This is a genomic window from Aquabacterium fontiphilum, assembly GCF_009909205.1.
In the GTDB taxonomy this organism is placed as follows: domain Bacteria; phylum Pseudomonadota; class Gammaproteobacteria; order Burkholderiales; family Burkholderiaceae_C; genus Aquabacterium; species Aquabacterium fontiphilum.
Genome location: NZ_JAAAPN010000002.1, coordinates 124,375 through 144,741 on the forward strand (window position 1 = coordinate 124,375; position 20,367 = coordinate 144,741).

General features: G+C 65.6%; 18 protein-coding genes, 1 tRNA gene and 3 pseudogenes. 6 read left to right on the top strand and 16 right to left on the bottom strand.

What is annotated here, in order from left to right:
- Positions 1-82 precede the first annotated feature (82 nt).
- Positions 83-1,171: a stealth family protein gene (locus tag GTZ97_RS02625; protein WP_161648972.1), complete on the top strand. Its 1,089-nt coding sequence runs from the start codon at positions 83-85 to the stop codon at positions 1,169-1,171.
- Positions 1,149-2,390, top strand: a complete 1,242-nt coding sequence (locus GTZ97_RS02630; RefSeq protein ID WP_161648973.1) for a hypothetical protein — start codon at positions 1,149-1,151, stop codon at positions 2,388-2,390. The genes GTZ97_RS02625 and GTZ97_RS02630 overlap by 23 nt, the downstream gene beginning before the upstream one ends.
- Positions 2,391-2,394: 4 nt before the next feature.
- Here GTZ97_RS02630 and GTZ97_RS02635 read toward each other — a convergent pair whose 3' ends face one another.
- Complete coding sequence (locus tag GTZ97_RS02635; protein ID WP_161648974.1) at positions 2,395-3,120, bottom strand: glycosyltransferase family 25 protein; 726 nt, start codon at positions 3,118-3,120, stop codon at positions 2,395-2,397.
- A 7-nt stretch (positions 3,121-3,127) separates the two neighbouring features.
- Positions 3,128-3,925: a hypothetical protein gene (locus GTZ97_RS02640; RefSeq protein WP_161648975.1), complete on the bottom strand. Its 798-nt coding sequence runs from the start codon at positions 3,923-3,925 to the stop codon at positions 3,128-3,130.
- A 170-nt stretch (positions 3,926-4,095) separates the two neighbouring features.
- On the opposite strand from GTZ97_RS02640, the gene GTZ97_RS02645 reads away from it, so the two are divergent.
- The 4 genes and pseudogenes from GTZ97_RS02645 to gmhB all read left to right on the top strand — a co-directional run.
- Positions 4,096-4,671: a D-sedoheptulose-7-phosphate isomerase gene (locus GTZ97_RS02645; protein WP_201748140.1), complete on the top strand. Its 576-nt coding sequence runs from the start codon at positions 4,096-4,098 to the stop codon at positions 4,669-4,671.
- The gene (rfaE1, locus tag GTZ97_RS02650; protein WP_161648977.1) at positions 4,668-5,597 is read left to right on the top strand and encodes a D-glycero-beta-D-manno-heptose-7-phosphate kinase; all 930 of its coding nucleotides are present in this window, start codon (positions 4,668-4,670) and stop codon (positions 5,595-5,597) included. Before GTZ97_RS02645 ends, rfaE1 begins: the two co-directional genes overlap by 4 nt.
- Positions 5,594-6,061, top strand: a pseudogene (rfaE2, locus tag GTZ97_RS16615) (D-glycero-beta-D-manno-heptose 1-phosphate adenylyltransferase); the annotation flags it as partial. The gene rfaE1 and the pseudogene rfaE2, both read left to right, overlap by 4 nt.
- 27 nt (positions 6,062-6,088) lie before the next feature.
- A pseudogene (gene gmhB / locus GTZ97_RS02655) lies at positions 6,089-6,625 on the top strand (D-glycero-beta-D-manno-heptose 1,7-bisphosphate 7-phosphatase); the annotation flags it as partial.
- On the opposite strand, the gene GTZ97_RS02660 reads toward gmhB, so the two are convergent.
- The 14 genes and pseudogenes from GTZ97_RS02660 to GTZ97_RS02725 all read right to left on the bottom strand — a co-directional run bounded on the left by GTZ97_RS02660 (position 6,600) and on the right by GTZ97_RS02725 (position 20,258).
- Positions 6,600-7,649: a polysialyltransferase family glycosyltransferase gene (locus GTZ97_RS02660; protein ID WP_330863532.1), complete on the bottom strand. Its 1,050-nt coding sequence runs from the start codon at positions 7,647-7,649 to the stop codon at positions 6,600-6,602. The pseudogene gmhB and the gene GTZ97_RS02660 sit on opposite strands and share 26 nt — an antisense overlap.
- Complete coding sequence (locus tag GTZ97_RS02665; RefSeq protein ID WP_161648978.1) at positions 7,646-8,746, bottom strand: glycosyltransferase; 1,101 nt, start codon at positions 8,744-8,746, stop codon at positions 7,646-7,648. The genes GTZ97_RS02660 and GTZ97_RS02665 overlap by 4 nt, the downstream gene beginning before the upstream one ends.
- Complete coding sequence (waaC, locus tag GTZ97_RS02670) at positions 8,743-9,822, bottom strand: lipopolysaccharide heptosyltransferase I (RefSeq protein WP_161648979.1); 1,080 nt, start codon at positions 9,820-9,822, stop codon at positions 8,743-8,745. Before waaC ends, GTZ97_RS02665 begins: the two co-directional genes overlap by 4 nt.
- A gap of 4 nt (positions 9,823-9,826) precedes the next feature.
- Positions 9,827-10,897 carry a glycosyltransferase gene (locus GTZ97_RS02675; RefSeq protein WP_161648980.1) on the bottom strand — a complete coding sequence of 357 codons (1,071 nt, stop codon included), beginning with the start codon at positions 10,895-10,897 and terminating at the stop codon, positions 9,827-9,829.
- A 150-nt stretch (positions 10,898-11,047) separates the two neighbouring features.
- Positions 11,048-12,028 (bottom strand): fasciclin domain-containing protein, encoded by a 981-nt coding sequence (locus GTZ97_RS02680; protein ID WP_161648981.1) that lies wholly within the window; start codon positions 12,026-12,028, stop codon positions 11,048-11,050.
- Between the two features lie 89 nt (positions 12,029-12,117).
- Positions 12,118-12,597 (bottom strand): annotated as a pseudogene (locus GTZ97_RS02685) (MFS transporter); the annotation flags it as partial.
- A complete protein-coding gene (locus GTZ97_RS17050) occupies positions 12,531-12,764 on the bottom strand; it encodes a hypothetical protein (protein ID WP_407926719.1) in 234 nt (77 codons plus the stop codon). The pseudogene GTZ97_RS02685 and the gene GTZ97_RS17050, both read right to left, overlap by 67 nt.
- Positions 12,761-13,774, bottom strand: coding sequence for a CDF family Co(II)/Ni(II) efflux transporter DmeF (dmeF, locus tag GTZ97_RS02690; protein ID WP_161648982.1), 1,014 nt, complete (start codon positions 13,772-13,774; stop codon positions 12,761-12,763). The genes GTZ97_RS17050 and dmeF overlap by 4 nt, the downstream gene beginning before the upstream one ends.
- Positions 13,775-13,881: 107 nt before the next feature.
- Positions 13,882-13,957 (bottom strand) — tRNA-Phe (locus tag GTZ97_RS02695).
- Between the two features lie 53 nt (positions 13,958-14,010).
- Positions 14,011-15,003, bottom strand: a complete 993-nt coding sequence (locus tag GTZ97_RS16620; protein ID WP_236650978.1) for a response regulator — start codon at positions 15,001-15,003, stop codon at positions 14,011-14,013.
- Positions 15,004-15,042: 39 nt separating this feature from the next.
- Positions 15,043-17,364 (bottom strand): sensor histidine kinase, encoded by a 2,322-nt coding sequence (locus GTZ97_RS02710; RefSeq protein ID WP_161648983.1) that lies wholly within the window; start codon positions 17,362-17,364, stop codon positions 15,043-15,045.
- Positions 17,365-17,370: 6 nt separating this feature from the next.
- The gene (locus GTZ97_RS02715; RefSeq protein WP_161648984.1) at positions 17,371-17,958 is read right to left on the bottom strand and encodes a DUF4390 domain-containing protein; all 588 of its coding nucleotides are present in this window, start codon (positions 17,956-17,958) and stop codon (positions 17,371-17,373) included.
- A gap of 16 nt (positions 17,959-17,974) precedes the next feature.
- On the bottom strand, positions 17,975-19,321 hold the full coding sequence (gene rsmB, locus GTZ97_RS02720) for a 16S rRNA (cytosine(967)-C(5))-methyltransferase RsmB (RefSeq protein WP_161648985.1): 1,347 nt from the start codon (positions 19,319-19,321) through the stop codon (positions 17,975-17,977).
- 79 nt (positions 19,322-19,400) lie between these two features.
- The gene (locus tag GTZ97_RS02725) at positions 19,401-20,258 is read right to left on the bottom strand and encodes a GNAT family N-acetyltransferase (RefSeq protein ID WP_161648986.1); all 858 of its coding nucleotides are present in this window, start codon (positions 20,256-20,258) and stop codon (positions 19,401-19,403) included.
- Between the last annotated feature and the right edge of the window lie 109 nt (positions 20,259-20,367).

A 20,367-nucleotide genomic window follows, 5' to 3' on the forward strand; every position in this document is an offset into this window, starting at 1 on the left:
GAAGAGTCGGGTGGTGCGCCGGCATTCACTGCGCCAAGCGGTGACGGCCGTCGGCGCCCCTGCTTGCCCAACAGGAGGACACATGCAGTGGCGCCAAACGGACAGCATGAATGTAGACGTTGTCTACACCTGGGTGGACGGGTCTGACCGACTGTGGGCAGCGCGCAAGGCAGCGTTTCAGGCGGCTGCGGGACGTTCCGACCCGGCTGCCTGTCATGCGGCAAGATTTCGCAGCGTTGGCGAACTGAGGTACTCGATCCGCTCCGTACTGGCTTATGCGCCGTGGGTGAACCGCATTCATGTCGTCACGGACGGCCAACGACCGGACTGGCTGCGTGAGATCAGCCCAAAGGTGGGAATCGTGGACCACCGGGATATCTTTCTTAATCCCGCTTGGCTGCCCTGCTACGCCGCGCGGGGGATCGAATCGCAACTGCATCACATTCCTGGTTTGGCTGAGCGATTCATCTATTTCAACGATGACATGTTCCTGGGAAGACCGGTGACCCCAGCGACCTTTTTTGATCGGGCTGGGCGTCCTCGGGTCTTTACCTCGACACGCTTTCCGCGCGCCAGGCCCTGGCACGCCCGACCTGAGTTGCTTCCGGGCAATCTGGACGTGCTTCATAGTGGCTCGGTAGAGCAGAGTCGACTGAGGGTGATGAGGCAACTCGACAGGCTCATTTGCTACGAGGTTCGGCACCAACCCAAGGCGATCTCTCGCAGCCTGATGTTCGAGTTGGAAGATCAGTTTCCTGAGGACTTCGCTGCAGTGGCCTCCGCACGGTTCCGTGTTGCGACGACCATCAACCCGTTCTACCTGCACGCCTTCTACGGCATTGCCACGGGCAGGGCTCGCCCAAACTACCTTCGTGCCATTCGCGCGCGGCGCAGCTGGAAGGATCTGGCCATTCGCGGCCTCAACCTGGATGACAGTTGCTTTGTGAATCTCGGAGGCGACCAGGCCGGGGCGCGCCTGGAACGCATCGCGCACGCGCGCCCCAAGTTCATCTGCATCAATCAGACCGCGGAGACGACTGATCATGACTTGAGGGCGATGGGGTGGCTGATGCGTAGAATGTGGCCGCAAACAACGTCGCTGGCGTCGCTGGCAGTAAGAGGTGAAACCGGCATGCAAGGCGCGGAACATGATGCAAGGCTCACGGCCTGATCCTGAGCGGTTCAGGGCGCTGATGTGGCTGCTCTTGCTTGGCGTGGTCACGGTGGTCGGAGCCTATGAGGTCCGGCGGGGATGGTCCTTCACGCACTGGCTGTTCAGTTACGAACATGGCTTTTCCAAGCGGGCACTCGTTGGCGAGTTTTGGCGCAGCTGGGGCCTGCCGACAAGTCTTCAGCACTTTCAGTGGGCCGGTACGTGTGTGCTGGCCGTGCTGGTTGCGGTGCTGGCATGGGCATTCCTGGCTCCTGCTTGGCGATTCGGTGGGACCCATCGCGGACTATGGCATTTTGCGGCCGTGGCGCTGTGTTGTCCCGCAACGATCGCGAACGCAGCATTTGATCTCGGGCGCTTTGATCAGATCAACATGCTTCTGGCTCTGGGGGCTGTGGGTGCTGTGGCTTGGCGCAACTCGCTGTTGACTGCGGTTGTGCTGGTGGCTTTGATGGCGGTATCGATCCTGGTTCATGAGGCGGCGTTCTTCATGTTTCTCCCAGGGGTGCTGGCCTGTTGGTACTGGTTTTATCCTTCGAGGGCCACTCTGGCCAGGGTGCTGGGCGCAGGGGGGCTGTTGTCGCTGCTGATGGCTGCGGTGTGGATGCGTGGCCACATGTCCAGTCTGGACTTTCAGACTTACACCAAGCTGCTGACAGAGCGTCATGGCGCCTGGGTCAACGCAGATTCGGTGTCTGTGCTGTTCCGCAACACGGTCGGAGCGAACGTCGAGTTCACGGTGCGCAAGGCCGTGAGCTGGCGGTATGTGCGGGACCACATCTGGATGCTCCTGTTTTTGCTGGTGCCATTGATTGTTTTGTTTCGGCCCGTGTGGGCCACCGCACGCAAGCAGCTTCCAGTCTCGGCCAAGGCGTTGCTCGTTGCAGCGTTCTCGGGCCCCTTGTTGCTGATGGCGATTGGCCATGACTACTTCCGCTGGTGGGCGGTGGCGCTCACCAACGCGATGTTGACGCTCGCGGTGTTTGCGTGGCGGTATGGGCGTTTCCGGGATGCGCTGTCGTCTCATTTCGACAGTCGGCGACGAACGGTATGGTTCGTATTGGCGATGTTCATCGCTGTGGGGCCGCTGGGGATCACGCGTGCGTTTGAACGGCCGATATATAACAATGGCTGGGTGCGTCTGGCTCAGGCGGTCGCCGGCCAGTCGCAGCCCACCCCTGCTCCTGGCGCAACCGCAGTGGCCGGTAGCTCACCCTGACGCATCATGGAGTTGCGCGCTGCCCCTTGATGCGTGCATACATGGTGAGGATGCCCATTCGTTTGCGCAGCGAATCTTTGATGCGGGGGATCAGGCGATGGTCTCTCGATACATCCCGGCGGCCGGCCTCCGCGATGTCAGAGGGGCTGTCGCCGTCTTCGCCGACCAGCGGCGGGGTGACGACACCGATCGGTGTGTTCAGCAACCAGTAGCGGTCCAGTGCGGTGTCGATCGGCAGTCGGATGTCATTCAACTGCGTAAGCAACCGCCTTGCCCCGTGCCTGGACACAAGATAGCCTTGAGTGCCGCTGACGCTTTTCGTGGGCAGAACAAGACGGTGTGCGTGGTCGATGTCAGCGATGGTGTGCCCGACCTGCTTCTGTAGGGCAGACAGTCTTATCAGCGGAATCCGGGGTAGCCACTGGACGAGACTCTGTGTGACAGACAGAAAGTCGTGACCGATGATGGCATCGTCCTCCAGTACGACCGCATGATCATCATCGGCGTCGATTACCGTCTGCCAAGTTGCCAGGTGGCTCAAGTAGCAGGCCAGCTCTGTATGTCGCAGTCCTGATTGCATCAGCACGGCCTGATGGACGGCCCCGAAATCATGTGCGTGGCCGTCGACCGCTCGAACCCAGGTAGGCGAGAGGTTGAGTTCGCTGAGCTGTTGCTCGATGCCTGGGCGGCGATCGGGGCGTCTTTCCAGATTGATGACGTAGATGCGCATCGCTGTGTCAAGGGGGAGTGGGAGTGCTGCTGTCCCAGCAGTTGCGGAGGTGGGCCATGTCGAAGGGGAAGCGGAAGCGACCCCGGATCCAGTAACGTGGACCGTAGCGAGCCTCCATGTAGAACCGCTCGAAGACGCGGTCCGGCTTCGGCGCGCCGTGAAACTTCACGATCTGGGCGTTCTCGGCCATGGATCTGGCCGCTGCCCAATGGCCGGCGCCCTGCCGCATGGTCTTCTTGAAGCTGACGACATGGTCTTCTGGAAAGAAGGAGAGCGTGTGGCCGCGTGCATGCATGGCGCCAGCAATGAAGTCCTGATCGCCAGGAACCGCCTCAGGATATGTCCTGCCTTCGACGAAATCTTGATGTATGAACGCCAGCGATGTGTTACGGACGCGCATCACGCAGGAGTTGAGTTCGCTGGCAAACCAGTCACGCACGCCCACCAGGTCGGATCCGCAACGTTCGGCGAACTGAACCAGGGGGGCCAGCGAGTGCTGGATGATCACGCTGAGGTCCAGGTAGATGAAGTCGTGCCGGTCAAGGTAGTCGGGGTTGAACAAGGACAGCTTGTAGTAGGTGGGGTGCACCCCCGGGCGCCGGAACTCTCGCCAGGAACTCGCATCGATCTGTTGGATACGAGGATCGAGACGCCGTTGCTCATCGGTGATGCACAGAAGCTCAAAAGGAGCTGGTGCGAAGCGCTGGAGCATTCCGTACAGTCGGCTGATGCTGACATCGGCCTGCCCATTCAACGAACCTGTCGCCACGCAAACAAAAGTCAGCGGCCGTGGTGTGGTTTGCATTTGTACGAAAGTCTCGCTCTATGCCGTGAACGCGGCAAGAGATTGTAGGGACTTCGGCTTGCTCGCCCTGGCCGACATCACGAAACCGGCGACGCCATCCCGTATGTGCTCGCACTCGGACAGTGTTTGCAGGATGGCGGACAATGTCGGGTCTCACTTGCCCTGTGCACATGCTCATGACGTCGCTTTTCGCCCAGAACTTGGAGCAGCATCGCCAACTGTTCGAGACGCTGGATTGCTTGTCGCCTGCCGTGGAGGCTGCAGGCCTGGTGGCCGCTCGGGCATTGGAGGCTGGCGGCAAGATCCTCTTCTGCGGCAACGGCGGCTCAGCCGCCGACAGCCAGCATCTGGCCTCCGAACTGACCGGCCGTTTCATCAAAGATCGCCGCCCGTTGGCCGCGCTCGCCTTGACCACGGATAGCTCTGCGCTCACCTGCATCGGCAACGACTACGCGTTCGACGAGGTGTTCGCTCGCCAGGTGGCCGGTCTCGGCCGCCCTGGCGACGTGCTGGTGGCCATCTCCACATCGGGCAACTCGCGCAATGTGGTGCGCGCGGTGGATGAGGCCCGACGCATCGGCATGTCGGTGGTGGGGCTGCTCGGACGCGACGGCGGGGTGTTGAAGCCGATGTGCGATGTGGCGATCGTCGTGCCCAGCGATGTGACGGCCCGCATTCAGGAGGCGCACATCCTGATCGGCCACACGCTGTGCGGCCTGATTGAAGCAGAACTGGGGCTGGCGTGATACCGAGTCGAGCTCAACTGGCGGCCCACCGCGTGTTGGTGGTGGGCGATGTGATGCTGGACCGCTACTGGTTCGGTGCGGTGGACCGCATCTCGCCCGAAGCGCCGGTGCCCGTGGTGAAAGTGACGTCCGAGCAGGATCGTCTGGGTGGCGCGGCCAACGTGGCGTTGAACGTCAAGGCGCTGGGCGCGGGCGTGACCTTGCTGAGCATGGTGGGCAACGACGAACCAGGCCGGCGTCTCAAGACGCTGCTGGCCGAGTCAGGTGTGCCTTCTGTGCTGGGGCAGGATGATGCGCTACAAACCATCATGAAGCTGAGGCTGATCGGGCGCTCACAACAGCTGATCCGGGCGGATTTCGAGCGCGAGCCGGATCACGAGGTGCTCTCGCAGATGCTGGAAGCGTATGCCCGCGTGCTGCCCGATCACGACGTGGTGCTGTTCTCGGATTACGGCAAAGGCGGGCTGGCCCACATCCCCCGCATGATCGAACTCGCCCGCGTGGCAGGCAAGGCCGTTCTCGTGGACCCGAAGGGGTCGGACTACGCCCGCTATGCCGGCGCCACGGTGATCACGCCCAACCGGGCCGAGCTGGCCCAGGTGGTGGGTGCATGGCGAGATGAAGATTCGCTGCAGTCGCGTGTGGATGCGCTGCGGGCCCAGCTGGCGTTGTCGGCCCTGCTGCTGACGCGCTCGGAAGAGGGCATGACGCTGTTCGACGACCTGGGCGCACACCACGAGCCTGCGCAGGCCCGTGAGGTGTACGACGTTACCGGTGCGGGCGACACGGTGATCGCGGCCGTCGCGGCACTGATGGCGGCGGGTGTGCCATTGCGCGATGCCATGATCTGGGCCAACAAGGCTGGCGGCATTGTGGTGGGCAAGTTCGGCACCGCCCACGTCAGCTACGAGGAGCTGTTTGCATGAGCGTGTGGCTGGAAAAAGTGGTGGCCCGCGCTGATGCGGCAGAGCGTCTGGCGGCGTTGCCTCGCCCGGTGGTGTTCACCAATGGCGTGTTCGATGTCCTGCACCGCGGGCATGTGGCCTACCTGCATGCGGCCAGCCAGTTGGGCGGCTCGCTGGTGGTTGCGGTGAATTCGGATGCCTCGGCACGCCAGTTGGGCAAGGGGCCCGAGCGCCCCTTGAATCGCGCGGAGGACCGCGCGGCGGTGCTGGCCGGCTTGGCCTCTGTTTCCATGGTCACCTTCTTTGACGAACGCACGCCGGTGGAGCTGATCCGCGCGCTGCGGCCCGATGTGTACGTCAAGGGCGGCGACTACGACATGGAGACGCTGGAGGAGACCGCGCTGGTTCGCAGCTGGGGCGGCCAGAGCCTGGCCATCCCGTTCGTGGACGGTTACTCGACCACATCGCTGGTCAAGCGCATTCAGGGGCAAGGCGGCCGCAAGGCGGCGTTTCTGGATCGTGACGGGGTGATCAACGTGGATCATGCCTATGTGCATCGCTGGGAGGACTTCGCGTTCGTTCCGGGCGCCATCGAGGCCATGCGCGCGCTGCAGGATGCGGGCTATGCGCTCGTGGTGGTGACGAACCAATCGGGCATCGCACGGGGCATGTACACCGAGGACGACTTTGCGCGCCTGACCGAGCAGATGCGGCAGCATCTGCAGCAGGCCGGTGTCACGCTGACGGCGGTGTACCACTGTCCTCACCATCCCAACGGCACGGTGCCGGCCTATGCCGTGGCCTGTGATTGCCGCAAGCCGGAGCCGGGCATGATTCTGCGTGCCGCGCGCGAGCATGGTTTGTCGCTGGCAGCCTCGCTGATGGTGGGCGACAAGCCAGCCGACATGCTGGCGGCGCGCGCGGCCGGTGTTGGGCGCGCTTACCTGGTGCAGTCAGACAACGAAGAGTCGGTTGCCGCCTGTGACGAGGCGGATGCCATATTTGACAACTTGAGCGTGTGCGTCAGTCAAGTGCTGGCGGGTGCATGAGTCGCACGCCTGCCTGAGTGAATGCCCGGGCCATGTCGCGTGCTTCGGCGCGTGATTTGAAACGGGTGCGGTCCCACCCGAAGGCGCACACGGCCGTGTCTGCACCGTAGAGCTGCGCAGCAAACAGCAGGGCAGTCGAGCGTGTGCCCACCACGGCCTGATAGGACTGGCGGCTCATCCACAGCTCGACCGGTTCGGTAAGCTGCAGCACCTGGTAGTCTGCAGCGCAAAGCTCCTGATTCGGATCCTTGGGATGGCCTTTGTAATGCACTTCGTCAAAGCCCTGCGCCTGTAGCCATTGCCGGATCTCGGCGCTGACAGCATCCCGGTCGGCTGCCGCCATCAGACCGGCGCCCACCATGGGTTGACCGATGACCAGCGCGCGGCGCGATGAGTGCCCGCCGTCCTGCAACTCACGCGCTGCAACCAGCGGGGCCAGCGTGACCGTCTTGGCGGGGGGGTACTCATGGGGTAGGCCGGGCAGCACATAGATCCGGTCGCAAAACGGTGCGTCTGAGCCGATGCGGTCTCCACTGAAGCACCAGTAGTCCAGTTCGGGGGCGAGCAGCCGACGCAGCTTGCGTGTGTACTGGATCCCCCGCTTGCTCAGCGACAGGGGGTAGCGCCGAATGCTGATCACGCCGTCGGGCAAGATGCGCGCGGCCATGGCGCGGGCACCGCAGCGCCGTGGCAGGGCCCTGAGGAAGTAATTGATGGCTTCGGTATCGAACACCGCGCTGTGGATGTGCAGCACATCGCACGGGCCGATCAGTTCGGCCACAGTCCGGATGTTGGTGCGCAAGCGGCGGTGGCGTCCCATCGGGCCTGGGAGCGGATCCCAGCGCGGCCAGGGCATATAGACGCAGTCGTCCCAGTCTCCGGCCTGCACGATGCTGGCCAGGCCTTTCTTGTACCAGACGAGCACCTGACGGGCGCCCGCTTCATGTCGTTGGGCAATCTGCCTCGCCGCGAGGTACTGAAGCGGTGAGGCAACGAAGTACAGGGCGACGACGCGTGTGTTCACGATGAACGGTGGGTGGCGGCAAGCCGCTGGTAGACCGACAGATTGCCCTGGACCATAGCCTCGATCGAGAATCGCTCGATCACCCATTGACGACCGGCCTGCCCGTACTGTTGACGCAACTTGGCCGAGGCGAGAAGGGCGTCGAGTGCTCGCGCCAGTGCCGGGGCATCTCCTGGGGTGATCAATTCGCCGTTCAGCCCTGGCTGGATGATTTCGGGGATGCCGCCAGCGCGCCCGCCGACCAGCGGCACGCCGCAAGCCGCCGCTTGCAGCAGCGACACGCCCAGCCCTTCCATATGCGCCGGGTGCGCGAGCACGTCCAGGCAGGGCAGAATGCGGTCCAGGTCCTTGCGGAACCCGGGTAGCTGAACATGCTGGGACAGCAGCGGGTCGCTGGCGACACGGGCGGCGATGTCGTCGCGCAGCGGTCCCTGACCGAACAGCAGTACCTTCAGCCGGGGGTGGCGCGTCAGCACATCGGGCAGGGCTTCGAGCAAGGTGACATGGCCCTTGCGCGCGATGAACTGGGCCACCATGCCGATGGTGAGTTCGTCGTCTGCGATCTCAAAGGTGTCGCGGAACCAAGCCAGGTGGCTGCGGTCCGGGCGGTAGCGCTCGGTGTCGACGGCGCTGAGTACCAGGGTGAGCTTGGACGCTGGCACGCCTTCGGCCAGCAACACCTGGCGTATCCCATCAGAAATGGTGACGATGGCATCGTGCAGCCGGTACTTCAAGGCCACCAGCCAGCGCGGCTCGGGATTGTCCACACGGCGGCTCAGCACAACGGGTACGCCTTCGAGGCGGCCGGCTACGCCACCCCAGAGGTCACTGCCGCGGCGGCTGTGCAGGTGAACCACGTCAGGTCGCTCCGCGCGAATGAGCTTGCGCAGGCGCCCGACCAGACCGATGTCGGTGTCACCGCGCATGGTCATCTCGACGATGCGCGCGTGAGGTGCGGCTTCCGTCGCGATGGCACTGCCGGTGGGACAGGCCAGCACACACGTCACACCACGCGCCTTCAAGCCTTTCAACAGGAAGACGACTTGCAGCGCACCGCCGTACAGGTGCATCCCGGCTTCAACATGCAGGATCTTCATGCGGACAGCTCCATCTGCGTCAACGCGGCCTGGAGCACGCGCTCAGGCGTGATGCCCGTCATGCAGGTGAAGGCGCCGTTGCAGGTAGGGCGCCGCTTGCAGGGCGAGCAAGGCAGGCCGTCGTAGAGGATGCGTGTGAGCGGCGTGGGGCCCTCCCGGTAGGGCCGGGTGGAGCCAAACAAGGCCACGGTGGGGATGCGCAGCGCCGAACCCATATGGGTCAGACCGGTGTCCACGCCCACCAGCAGCCGCGCCTGGGCGATCAGCGCCACGCTTTCGTCCAGTTTCAGCGCACCCGCCAGGTTGAGCAGGTGGGGCTGGCCTGCACAAATGCGCTCGGCTGCCTCCCGATCAGCGGGGCCGCCCAGCACCACGGGCTGTAGACCTCGCGCGAGCAATTGCCGCCCCAACTCGGCCCAGGCCGCTTCGACCCAGTGCTTCTGCGGGCGTGTCGTGAATGGAGCCAGGATCACAAGGGGTCGATCCGTAGGAGTGCCCTGCCACGCGGCGTGCAGCCGCTCGCGCAGCACTTGTTGCGCTCGGACGCGCTCAGACGCGCCAACGGCCAGATCGTGCACGAAGCTGCCTGTCGGTGCCCCAAGGTAGTGGGCCAGGTATCGGTACTCAGAGCCCATCACGGGATCGGCGCCGGGCGTCGGCGTGACCACCTCATGCACCAGGCGGTGGCTGCCTTCGCGGGCGATGATGCTGACCCGTCGGGGGGCACCCGTGGCCCAGGCCACCAGTCCGCTTTTGAGCAGCCCTTGTGCATCCAGCACAAGGTCGAATCTCTCGGCTTTCAGGCGTGCTCGAAACGCGCGCATGGCCCGCCAGAGAGCCAGATAGCGCCGGGTCTTCCACATCGTTTCCCACTCTGCGCGTGGCCAGACGATGGTCTGCTTGAGACGTGGGTTGTGCTTGAGCAATGGCACGCACATGGACTCGCACACCCAAGAAATCTCGGCTTGCGGAAAGCGGGCTTGCAGCGCCGGTAGCAGCCCAGACGCCATCACGATATCCCCTAAGGCGGACAGGCGCACGATGAGGATGCGTTGGGGCAGTGGGGGCGGGGTCATGGGTTTACACCTCGCCAAGCAGCTTGCGGTAAAGCGCCTGGTATGCCCCGATGATGGCCTGCGGAGAGAATTCCTGCGCCAGTCTTCGATGTCCTTGCGCCACCATGGCCGTCATCAACGCGGGATCGTTCATCACGGTCGCCATACCCTCGGCGATGGCCAGCGGCTCATCGCATGGGACCACCCAGGCATCCTGCTGGTGTCGGGTCAGCTCCCTCGCGCCGCGGAAAGCCGTGGTCACGAGGGGTTTGCCGTAGGCCCACGCCTCCAGAATGACGTTGCCCAGTGTCTCCTCATCTCGGGACGGAAACATCACCATGTCTGCCAAATGAAACCAGGCAGAAGGGTCGTGCTGCCAACCAGCGAAATGAACACGGTCCTGCAAGCCCAGTTCTGTGACCTGACGGGTCAGCTCGGGCATCAGGTCCCCATCGCCGATGAGAACAAGGCGCGTGCGCCGGCCTGCCACGGTCGGCGGCAGATGCTTCATGGCTTCGATCAGGTAGCGATGCCCCTTGAAGCCCACCATGCGCCCGGCGGTCAAGATGAGCCAATCATCCGGCTGGACGTCAAGCTGTGCGCGGAGTTGTTGCAACTGTTTTGCATCAGCCGGTTTGGCCGGCTCGGCGAAATTGGTGATGTGGTGTACCCGCTCAGCAGGAAGCCCTCCCTGGATCATCCAGTCACACAGCGCGCGCGTGTTGCCCACCCAGGCGTGCGCGTGGGTGAAGGGGGGCAGGCGGTAGTAGCCGCCCAGGCGCGCGATGTGGACCCTTCCCCTTCCTGGAGGGAGGTGGGTCAGCCGGGTGGCCCGGCTCATGTAAGTCTGAACGATGGGCGCGTCGTCACGGCGCAGCAGCTGAGAGACTTCCCATCGAGACAAGGGGTCCCACACGGTGCGGAAGCCCACCTCGGAGTGCGGAATGCCGCGGAGGTGGGTGCTGGCCAGCTCCGAATCGCGCCGTACCACCGCGTGAACCTCTTCTCCTGCTGCCTGCATGGCCTGAAGGAACCGCACAAACCAGCGTTCGGCCCCGCCCATCTTGGCGCTGGCGATCAGGTGCATTGATTTCATGGGGACGACGTTCGGCGGGGGGCGGGTCCAAAGCCAAGACACCCCGCGGCCATCAGGCACGCGGGGTGTCTGGGGCCGACTGCTTTGCATGCCAGCCCAGGCCGAGATGGTAGCAGAGCGCCCTGCGGCTTCCCTGCCGATCGTTCGCGGTCAGACCGGCAGTGCCGGCAGGATTACCCGGTCGATCACATGCACCACGCCGTTGCGACACAGCACATCGGTGGCGACGATGTTGGCGTTCGGCCGTGCCGCTGCCTCATCGTCAATGCTCAGCGGCGACTGGATGATGGTGAAGGGCCGGGCTGCAACCGTCGGCGGGATGCTGATCGATGTCACGTTGGCCACGCCGCCGCTGAAGGGGATGTCAGCCGCACGCACTTCGCCAGCCAGCACGTGGTAAGTCAGCACCTGCGTGAGCAGGTCGGTGTCGGCCAACAGCGCCGCCTTGGAAACACCCAACTCGGCCAGCAGGCTGGCGAAGGCGGCGTTGGTCGGCGCAAACACCGTGAACGGGCCTGCACCTTTGAGCACGCCGGCCAGATTGGCTGCCACCACCGCTTCGACCAGGATGCTCAAATCTGGTGTGATCTGCGCGGTCTGCACGATGTCGAGCTCCGGCAGCAGCACCTTGTCGATGCGGTGGATCACGCCGTTGCGGCAGTGGATGTCGGTGAAGGTGATGTTGCTGGTGCGGCGTTGGAAATCTGTGATGACCAGGCGTCCGCCTGTGCGGTTGACCTGCAGCGTCGTGCCCTGAACGGTTTCGACGTCATCGCCCAGCGGGACCTCGGCGGCGCGCACCCGGGCGCCCAGCACGTGGTAGGTCAGGATGTCCGTCAGCAATTCGGTGTTGCTGAAGACGGCGTCCTTGCTCAAGCCGATCTCGCCGAGCAAGGCGACGAAGGCGTCGTTGGTAGGCGCGAAGACCGTGAAGGGGCCGGCGGACTTCAGGGTCGACACCAGACCGGCGGCTTCGAGGGCTTCGACAAGCAGGCTGAACTGCGGGTCGAGAGCCAGGCGCTCGACGATGTCGGCACCGTCATCGTCGCCCCCGCCGCAGGCGGACAGGAGCATGGCGGCGCCGGCGGCGGCCGAGAACTGAAGAAAACGGCGTTTGCTGAGGTGGGGCATGGTCTCTCCTTGAACGATTCGGTCATTAATATACCGATCAGTTCAAAAAAAGACAATGCAGATATTTTTGATCCCGCTTCGTTTCCGCGTCAGTCGTGTTGTCTCCTGATGGAGGTGGCCAGCAGGCCGAGCATGGCCAGCGCACTCAGCGCCGCGCCGGCGTAGAACGTGAACGCGGCGCCGAGTTGATCCCACAGCAGACCGGCGATCACGCTGGCGGCCAGCATGGCCAGCCCGCTGACGAGGTTGAAGAGGCCAAAGGCGGTGCCGCGCAGGTCGGCCGGGGCGTGGTCGGCCACCATGGCCGCCAAGAGACCCTGGGTCATGCCCATGTGAACGCCCCAGAGCGCCACGCCGGCCAGCACGGTGAGCCAGTGGTCATCAATCGCCAGCACCAGGTCGGCCGCGATCAGCACGGCCAGCCCCATGGCCAGCAGGGCGCGGTGGTCCATGCGGTCGGACAGCCTGCCAAAGGGGTAGGCCGTGGCGGCGTAGACCAGGTTCATCGCCACCATGACAAGGGGCACCCGGACGAGGGCCACCCCCGCCTGCTGGGCACGCAGAGCGACTGGCGCAGGCCGAAGGCCGCTCCACGAATCTCGGGCGGGGTGATGTCGGCCACGAGCGCATCGCGGTGGATCATCTCTGAAGAAATGTCCATCAGCATGCTGACCATGCCGAGTGCCCAGACGCCGGCCGGGATACGGGTGTGAGTGGGGTCGCGCTGTGTCGTCATGGCGTCGTGGCGTCTGTCCCGCAGGGGCGAGTGCAATGGTGCAACTCGATGGTGGCGTGAACGATCTCTTCGTGCACGGCCAGCCGGGCGCGCAGGTCGTCGGGCGTCAGCGCCGTATCGTGGGTGACGGCGGTCAGCGCGCAGGCATAGACATCGCGGCCCACGCGCCACACGTGCAGGTCGGTCAGATGGGTCTCGCGCCCCGGGTTGGCGTCTTCGATGACCTCGCGGATCTCCCTCACCACAGGCGCGTCCATCTCGCGGTCGAGCAGCACCTTGCCCGTTTCGATCAGCAGCCCCTTGGCCCATATCCCGACGAGCACCGCCCCAACAATCCCCATCAGCGGATCGAGCCAGCCCCAGCCCAGCATCCAGCCGCCGGCCAGCGCGAGCAGCGCCAGCACCGAGGTGGCTGCATCTGCGACCACGTGCAGGTAGGCCGAGCGCAGGTTCAGGTCATGGTGGGCGTGATGGGCGCCGTGCCCGTGGTCGTGCCCATGCCCATGGTGATGACCAGCGTGATGGCCATGGTCGTGTGCGCGCCCCAGGATCAGCGCGCACACCAGATTGACCACCAGTCCCAGCGAGGCTACCACCAGCGCTTCGCGATACTGGATGGTTTGCGGCCAGACGATGCGCTCGATCGAGCCGACCAGCATCAGCCCGGCCACACCCAGCAGGGCGATGGCGCTGGCAAAGCCGGCCAGGATCTCGATCTTCCAGGTACCGAAGGCAAAGCGCGGGTCGTGGGCATACCGCCTGGCCATGACGTAGGCACCGGCTGACAGGCCGATGGCCAGGGCATGCGAACTCATGTGCCAGCCGTCTGCCAGCAAGGCCATCGAGTTGAACCACCAGCCGGCCGTGATTTCGACGGCCATGGCGATCAGCGTGATCCACATCACCCAGCGTGTGCCGCGCTCAGCGGACGGGTTGCCGTGGTCGAAAACGTGGTCGTGGGTCCAGCGGGAGAGGTGATGGCTGGGCATGGTCGTGCGATCAGGCGTCATAGCGAGTAGCCCACGTGATGTTGCCATGCCTGGGTCGCCCAACAGGGAACGAAAATGTGCCAGAAAAGCAAAACGCCCAACCGATGAAGGTTGGGCGTCGTGTGTTCTGGTGGCCAAGGGCGGAATCGAACCACCGACACGCGGATTTTCAATCCGCTGCTCTACCAACTGAGCTACTTGGCCGTTGCTGCCGACTTGTCTTGCGACGCGTCATCAGCGAAGACTCAAACTATACATCAATTTGAGCCTGTTTTCTTCGCGCGGCCCAGATCCACGCCAAGTTGTTTCAATTTGCGGTACAGATGGGTGCGTTCGAGGCCGGTCTTCTCGGCCACGCGGGTCATGCTGCCACCCTCGCGTGCGAGGTGAAACTCGAAGTAGGCGCGCTCGAAGTCGTCGCGGGCCTCGCGCAGCGGTCGATCAAGCTGAAAGAGTTGTTCGTGCGACGGGCCGGTGGCGCCGTGCAGGCTGCCGTTCACACCGTTGTGGCCATGGTGGCCCGCATGCGCGTGGGCGACGTGACCCGTGTGGACGTGGCTGGTGGCGAGGCCGCCTGCATGGTGAGCAGGCGCCACGTGGGCCGGCATGGTGTGCATCGGTGCGGCTGCGCCGTAGCCACTGTGGTATGCCGATTGCGGCATGGGCGGGGCGGAGTGGAAGGACTCTGCCACGCTGGCGAACTCCGTGCGCACCCCATTGGCGCTGGCGTGGGCCGCAGCCGCACCTGCGTAAGCGCCACCCGGTTGGCTGGCGCCCTGCGTGTAGCTGCCATTTGCGTAACCGCCGTTGGCGTAAGACGGCGCAGCGGTGATCGGGGTGACGGTGGCCAGGTGCACGGGTGCGGCCGGGCGGCCGGCGGGCGCGGCGGGCTTGCTCAGCGCCTGCTCGACCGAGCGCAGCAGCTTCTGCATCGTGATGGGCTTTTCCAGGAAGGACTGGGCGCCAAACTTCGTGGCCTCGACCGCGGTGTCGATGGTGCCGTGTCCCGACATCATGATGACGGGCATCGTGAGTTGGCCGCTGGCGGACCACTCCTTGAGCAGCGTGATGCCGTCGACATCGGGCATCCAGATGTCGAGCAGGATCAGGTCGGGTTTGACGCGCTCGCGCAGGATACGGGCATTGGCCGCGTTCTCCGCGACTTCGACCGTATGGCCTTCGTCGCTCAGAATTTCAGATAGGAGGGCGCGGATGCCCGCTTCGTCGTCAACAACAAGAATGGTGGCCATGAATTTTTGGTGAGCCGCACAGGCAGGGGTGAGTGTGCCTTACGCTCGGTCGGAATCAGATGACAGCGGGGAAAATGATAGCGAAACTTGTGCCCCAATCTTCGTGCCCTCTTCCGAGGGATACCCTAGTTCGCCTGATTCCGCCGGTCCTGGGGCGGGTTCTGCGCGCCGATTGCGCAGTTTCACCTGGGCGCGGTGCTCGTCTGCGACCTTCTTGACGACCGCCAGACCCAAGCCGGTGCCGTGCGCCTTGGTGGTGAGATAGGGCTCGAACGCGCGCTTGAGCACCTTGTCCGGGAAGCCGGGCCCATTGTCGCGAACGATCAGGCGTACCGCCCGCACCTGGCCCTCGTCATTCAGGGGCGCATCGGTGCAGACCTCCACGCGGGCAGGCGCCTGATCGCTTGTGCCTTCCTGGCAGGCATCCAGCGCGTTCTGAATCAGGTTGTGAACGAGCTGGCGCAGCAGCGTGGCATCGCCTCGGATCATGGGCAGGTCAGGGCGCAAGTCCAACACCAGCGTGCCCTGATCCAGCGCCTGGCCGTAGAGCGCCGTGACATCCTGCACGAGGCGGTTGAGATCCAGCGGCTTGAGTTGCGCGCTGGGCAGCCGTGCAAAGTCTCGGAACTCGTTGACCAGGGTTTTGAGCGCCTGCACCTGCGTGACGATGGTGTGCACCGAGCGGGTGAGCAGCTGCCGCCCGGGTTCTTCGAGCTGGGGTTCCAGCTTCATCTGAAGGCGCTCGGCCGACAGCTGGATGGGCGTCAGCGGATTCTTGATCTCGTGGGCCACGCGGCGCGCCACCTCGCCCCAGGCCTGGGCGCGCTGGGCCGACACGACATCGGTCAGATCATCGAACACGATGAGGCGCTCGTCGGGTGGCAGGTCGGCACCGCGCACCAACAAGGTGAGGGTGTCGGCGTGCTGGGGCAGGCTGAGCTCGTAGGAGTCCTGCCACTGCTGGCGTTCGCCCGGTGTGGGGTCGTTGGCCTGGGCGTCGAAACGCTCGTTGAGCGTGCGCGCGAAGTCCTGCAGGCCGGGCACGTCTTCGAGTCGGCGCCCGATGTAGGCCGACATGGGCAGGCGCAGGATGCGCGTGGCGCCGGGGTTGACCAGCAGCAGTCGGCCGTCTGGCCCGAACACCAGCACGCCAGCGCTGAGGTTGTCCAGTACGGTCTGCAGGTGGGCGCGGGCGCTGTCGAGTTCCTGCACGCTGCGTTCGGCCAGGGTGCGGGCATCGGCGAGCTGCTGGGTCATGGCTGCAAAGGCGCGCGTCAGGCCGCCCAGTTCATCGTGCGAGGCAAAGATGGCCTTGGGGCGCAGGTCGCCGCGCGCCACCTCGCCCACGCCCTCTGCCAGCAGCAGCAGGGGGCGGGCCAGTTGTTGACCCAGTACCGCCGCCAGCAGAAAGGCGCCAAACACGGCCAGCACCAGCGTGAGTGTCAGTGTGCCGATGTACATGCGCCGCAGGCCTTCGCGGCCCAGTGAGCGCTGCTGGTACTCGCGGTAGGCCGATTGCACCTCCAGTGCATTGCGCACGATGTCGGGGGGAAGCGTCTGGCTGATCAGCAGGTAGCGTTTGCGTTGGCTCAGGCGCATGCCGTTATCGGGCATGGCGGCCAGCGCGATGATGCGTGCCGTCTCGGGCGGTGGTGCCCCCAGGGCGTCACCACCCTCGTCCAAGCCTTCGATTTCGACCATCACGCGGTCGGTCTGAGCGCGTTGCCGCCAGGCCTGCGGCACGCGGTCAGTTGGCAGACCGGAGACGCCCGGGGCTTCAGCGCTCAGCACGATCTGGCCGTTGTCGTTAACCAGCGAGGCATGCTCGGCACGCAGGCGTTCGCGTAACTGCTCCAGATCCATCAGGCTGGGGCCGCTGGTCCAGGATGTAGGCGGCAGACCATGCTGCTCGGCGGCCAGCCGTGTGGATTTGGCCAGGTCGGCACTCAGCGTGTCGAGCGTGCCGCGGGCGAGGTTCAGGCCGGCGTCCAGTGCGCCCTCAACGCGCACGTCGAACCAGGTTTCGATGCTGCGCGAGACGAACTGGTACGACACCGTGTAGATCAGCAAGCCGGGCAGCAAGGCCACCAGCGCGAAGATGCCGGCCAGCTTGAGCAACAGCCGGCTGCCGAACTTTCGACGCCTCAGACGCAGGGCCAATCGGCCCAGCGCCAGCACGATGACCAGGCTGAGCAACGCGGCCACCGCCACATTGCTCCACAGCAGCCACGCAAAGTGCGGCTCGAATCGCTCGCGGTTCTCCGTGGTCAGCACCAGCAGGAAGCCAAGTACCAGTGCGCCCCCGGCAATGGCCACGCTGGCGATGATCCAGGCCCAGCGGTTGAGCTTGATGGGGCTCATGGCCAATCAGTCGCTCAGGTCCACCTGGCGCTCGAGTTCCAGGTTCCAATTGGCCCGCCCACCCAGGCCGATCTGCAGCGGGCGGGGCAGCTCGTCGGTGTCGAGCCGGAAGCGGAACTCGACGTAGTGGTCATCCGCGTCGCCCCGGGGCCGATCGGCGACGCGCCACCGCGGGCTGCGACGCAGGGCATCCAGGGCTTCGTCCAGCGAGGCGTACTGGCGCGTGAAAGCGCCGATGCTGAGCCGCCATTGACGGGTCAGCGGCTGGTAGGCCAGGCGCCAGCGGCGCACGGCGCGGCCGAGCGCGCGGTCGGTCCAGTACCACCGGCGTCGGAAGACGGCGGCATCAACCACGAAGACCACCGAGATGCCGCGCTCCAACGCGTCCTTGAGATCGTCCGAGAGGTCGATGAGCACGTCGTAGTTGAGGACCACACCGTCGTCGTCGCGCCGGGCGCTCAAAGCGATCAGACTCAAGCCCGTGCGCGGCGTGGCCGCGCCGGCCGGCGTGGCGTGCGCGCCCCCGCCGACCGCCAGGGCCACGCAGGCCAGGGCGGCCGAGGCGCTGCATGCCAGCAGGTCTCGTCGGCGCATTGGGGGCATCACGCTCCTAGGCGGGTTTGGTCAACAGGGCGTAGAAGAACGCGTCCCCCCGGTCAGCCTGGGGGGCGTCGGGGTATTCGACCACAGGGAGCATGTGACCGGGCGCTGCATGGCGCCGGGCCTCTGGGTGGCGTTGCAAAAATGCGTCGATGCGGTCCTCACCCTCGGCACGGAAGACGGAGCAGGTGCAGTACAGCAGTCGCCCTCCCGGAGTCAGCAGTGGCCACAGGGCGTCCAGCAGCGCGTCTTGCGTGCGCGCCAGGGCCGCGATGTCGGTCTCGCGACGCAGCCAGCGCACGTCCGGGTGGCGCCGCACGATGCCCGAGGCGCTGCAGGGCGCGTCCAGGAGGATGGCCTCGAAAGGGCGGCCGTCCCACCAGGTTTCGGGTCGCGCGCCGTCGCCTGTGCTGACCTGAGCGTCAAGCTTCAGGCGTTCGAGTGTGTCGGTGATGCGCTGGGCTCGCACCCCGTCGATGTCGAGCGCCAGCACGTCCAGATCGGCCAGTTCGAGCAGGTGGGCAGTCTTGCCTCCCGGGGCGGCGCAGGCGTCCAACACCCGTGCGCCCGCGTGTAGTGGCGGTAGAACGCCCGGCTGAACCAGCAGGGGCGCGGCCTGCTGGGCGGCCCAGTCCTGCACTGACACATCGCCCTGCGCCCAACCCGGCAAGGCGTCGACCGGGCAGGGGCGCGGCAGCACGATGGCATCGGCCACGGGCGACGGCAAGTCGGTCCAGCCCGCTTCGCGCAGGCGCTCGGCGTAAGCCGGAGCAGACTGGTGGCGGCGGTTCACTCGCAGCGTCATCGGCGGCGTGCGCTGGTTCCACGCCAACAGGGCTTCCCAGTGATCGGGCCAGTCCTGCTGAAGGCGGCGCACCCACCACGCGGGGTGATTGTGTCGACCCGGGTCACGCGAACGGGCCTCGGCGATCAGCGCCTCCTGCTCGCGCAGCACGCGACGCAATACGGCGTTGACCAGGCCGCTGGCCGGACGCGCCCGGCGCTTGCAGGACTCGACGGCCTGGTCCACCAGGGTGTGCGGGGCGTAGGCGGGGGTGGTCAGCAGGGCCAGGGCGGTCAGCAGCAGCCCTTCGACCCAGGGGGCGGGCGGGCGCGGCACCAACAGGCGCATCAGCCCTTGCGCTACACCGAGTTCGCGCATGACGGTGAAGGACAGGGCCTGCACGCCCGGGCGCAAGCCGGCATCGCAACGGCCCAGTGCGTCCTGCAGCGACTGGCCCTGGCGGACGGCGGCCACCGCGTCGGCGCAGGCAGCCAACTGGGTGGCGAGCGCAGGCGCGCGGGGTGGCGTGCCCGGCTGGGCCGGGCGGGAGGGGGGAGGGCTGGCGCGCTTCATGGCGCGCAGTCTATCGGCATCGGCGCACGGACCGCGCGGCGACCGCGGCGGCGCGGCGCCGATGCCGGGCTGCCCTGGGTCAGGCGCCCAGGAAATGCCGGCGGTAGCGTGCCGGCAGGTCGCCGATGCGCATCAGCATCGGCAGATCGGCGGTGTTGAAGTCGGGATCCCAGGCCGGGGCGCCGAGCACCTTGGCGCCACAGCGCAGGTAGCCCTTGATCAGCGCGGGAGCCTCGACAGGCAGGTGGCGGTCGAGTTCATCGACCGGCAGCGGCAGACGCGGACGCACCTGCACATCGATCGGGGCCAGGTGGGTGTGGCGCAGCTGTTCCCACAGGCTGGCGGCGGCATGGCCGCCGTCGCGCATGCTTATGCTGGCGCAGCCGATCATGGTGTCCAGTTCATTGCGCACCATGAACTCGGCCAGCGCGCCCCACAGCGCCATGATGGCGCCGCCGTGGCGGTGGTCGGGGTGCACGCACGAGCGGCCCAGTTCCACCATCTTGCTGCGCAACGGGCGCAGGCGGGTCAGGTCGAACTCGGTTTCGCTGTACAGGCCGCCCACGCGCCGTGCTGCGTCTGGCGTCAGCACGCGGTAGGTGCCGATCACCTCGCCCGCCTCGCCGTCTTCGCCGTGCAAGCGCACCAGCAGGTGCTCGCAATAAGGATCGAACAGGTCGATGTCGTGGCCGGCGGGACTGCCCGGCGGCACGCTCAGGCGTGCGCCCATTTCTTCGGCGAAAACCTGGTGCCTCAGGCGCTGCGCAGCGCGAACATCTTCTTCAGTGCGCGCCCAAACGACCTGAAAGCCCGGCCGTGCGTGGCGGACCTCGGCGGGTGAGCCCGGGTGAAGTGACCTCCGTGCGGCCAGGGTGTCGGCCGATCGCGGGGTGGCCAGTTCGGCCATGGGCAGGGTGGGCAGGGGCAGGTCACGCATCGGATCCTCCTTCGGGTGTGAAGGCAGTGTGGTCCGATGGGGTGACGCTGGCGTGACGGTCGCATGACGGTTGCGTGACGCTGCGGTCCCCGGCGCACCCCAAGGCAAA

Bases quoted from the DNA above. Each gene is read 5' to 3' on its own strand.
- GTZ97_RS02625 (WP_161648972.1), top strand. From the start codon at position 83: ATGCAGTGGCGCCAAACGGACAGCATGAATGTAGACGTTGTCTACACC.
- GTZ97_RS02630 (WP_161648973.1), top strand. From the start codon at position 1,149: ATGATGCAAGGCTCACGGCCTGATCCTGAGCGGTTCAGGGCGCTGATG.
- GTZ97_RS02635 (WP_161648974.1), bottom strand. From the start codon at position 3,120: ATGCGCATCTACGTCATCAATCTGGAAAGACGCCCCGATCGCCGCCCA.
- GTZ97_RS02640 (WP_161648975.1), bottom strand. From the start codon at position 3,925: ATGCAAACCACACCACGGCCGCTGACTTTTGTTTGCGTGGCGACAGGT.
- GTZ97_RS02645 (WP_201748140.1), top strand. From the start codon at position 4,096: ATGCTCATGACGTCGCTTTTCGCCCAGAACTTGGAGCAGCATCGCCAA.
- GTZ97_RS02665 (WP_161648978.1), bottom strand. From the start codon at position 8,746: ATGAAGATCCTGCATGTTGAAGCCGGGATGCACCTGTACGGCGGTGCG.
- waaC (WP_161648979.1), bottom strand. From the start codon at position 9,822: ATGACCCCGCCCCCACTGCCCCAACGCATCCTCATCGTGCGCCTGTCC.
- GTZ97_RS02675 (WP_161648980.1), bottom strand. From the start codon at position 10,897: ATGAAATCAATGCACCTGATCGCCAGCGCCAAGATGGGCGGGGCCGAA.
- GTZ97_RS02680 (WP_161648981.1), bottom strand. From the start codon at position 12,028: ATGCCCCACCTCAGCAAACGCCGTTTTCTTCAGTTCTCGGCCGCCGCC.
- GTZ97_RS17050 (WP_407926719.1), bottom strand. From the start codon at position 12,764: ATGACGACACAGCGCGACCCCACTCACACCCGTATCCCGGCCGGCGTC.
- dmeF (WP_161648982.1), bottom strand. From the start codon at position 13,774: ATGACGCCTGATCGCACGACCATGCCCAGCCATCACCTCTCCCGCTGG.
- GTZ97_RS16620 (WP_236650978.1), bottom strand. From the start codon at position 15,003: ATGGCCACCATTCTTGTTGTTGACGACGAAGCGGGCATCCGCGCCCTC.
- GTZ97_RS02710 (WP_161648983.1), bottom strand. From the start codon at position 17,364: ATGAGCCCCATCAAGCTCAACCGCTGGGCCTGGATCATCGCCAGCGTG.
- GTZ97_RS02715 (WP_161648984.1), bottom strand. From the start codon at position 17,958: ATGCGCCGACGAGACCTGCTGGCATGCAGCGCCTCGGCCGCCCTGGCC.
- rsmB (WP_161648985.1), bottom strand. From the start codon at position 19,321: ATGAAGCGCGCCAGCCCTCCCCCCTCCCGCCCGGCCCAGCCGGGCACG.
- GTZ97_RS02725 (WP_161648986.1), bottom strand. From the start codon at position 20,258: ATGCGTGACCTGCCCCTGCCCACCCTGCCCATGGCCGAACTGGCCACC.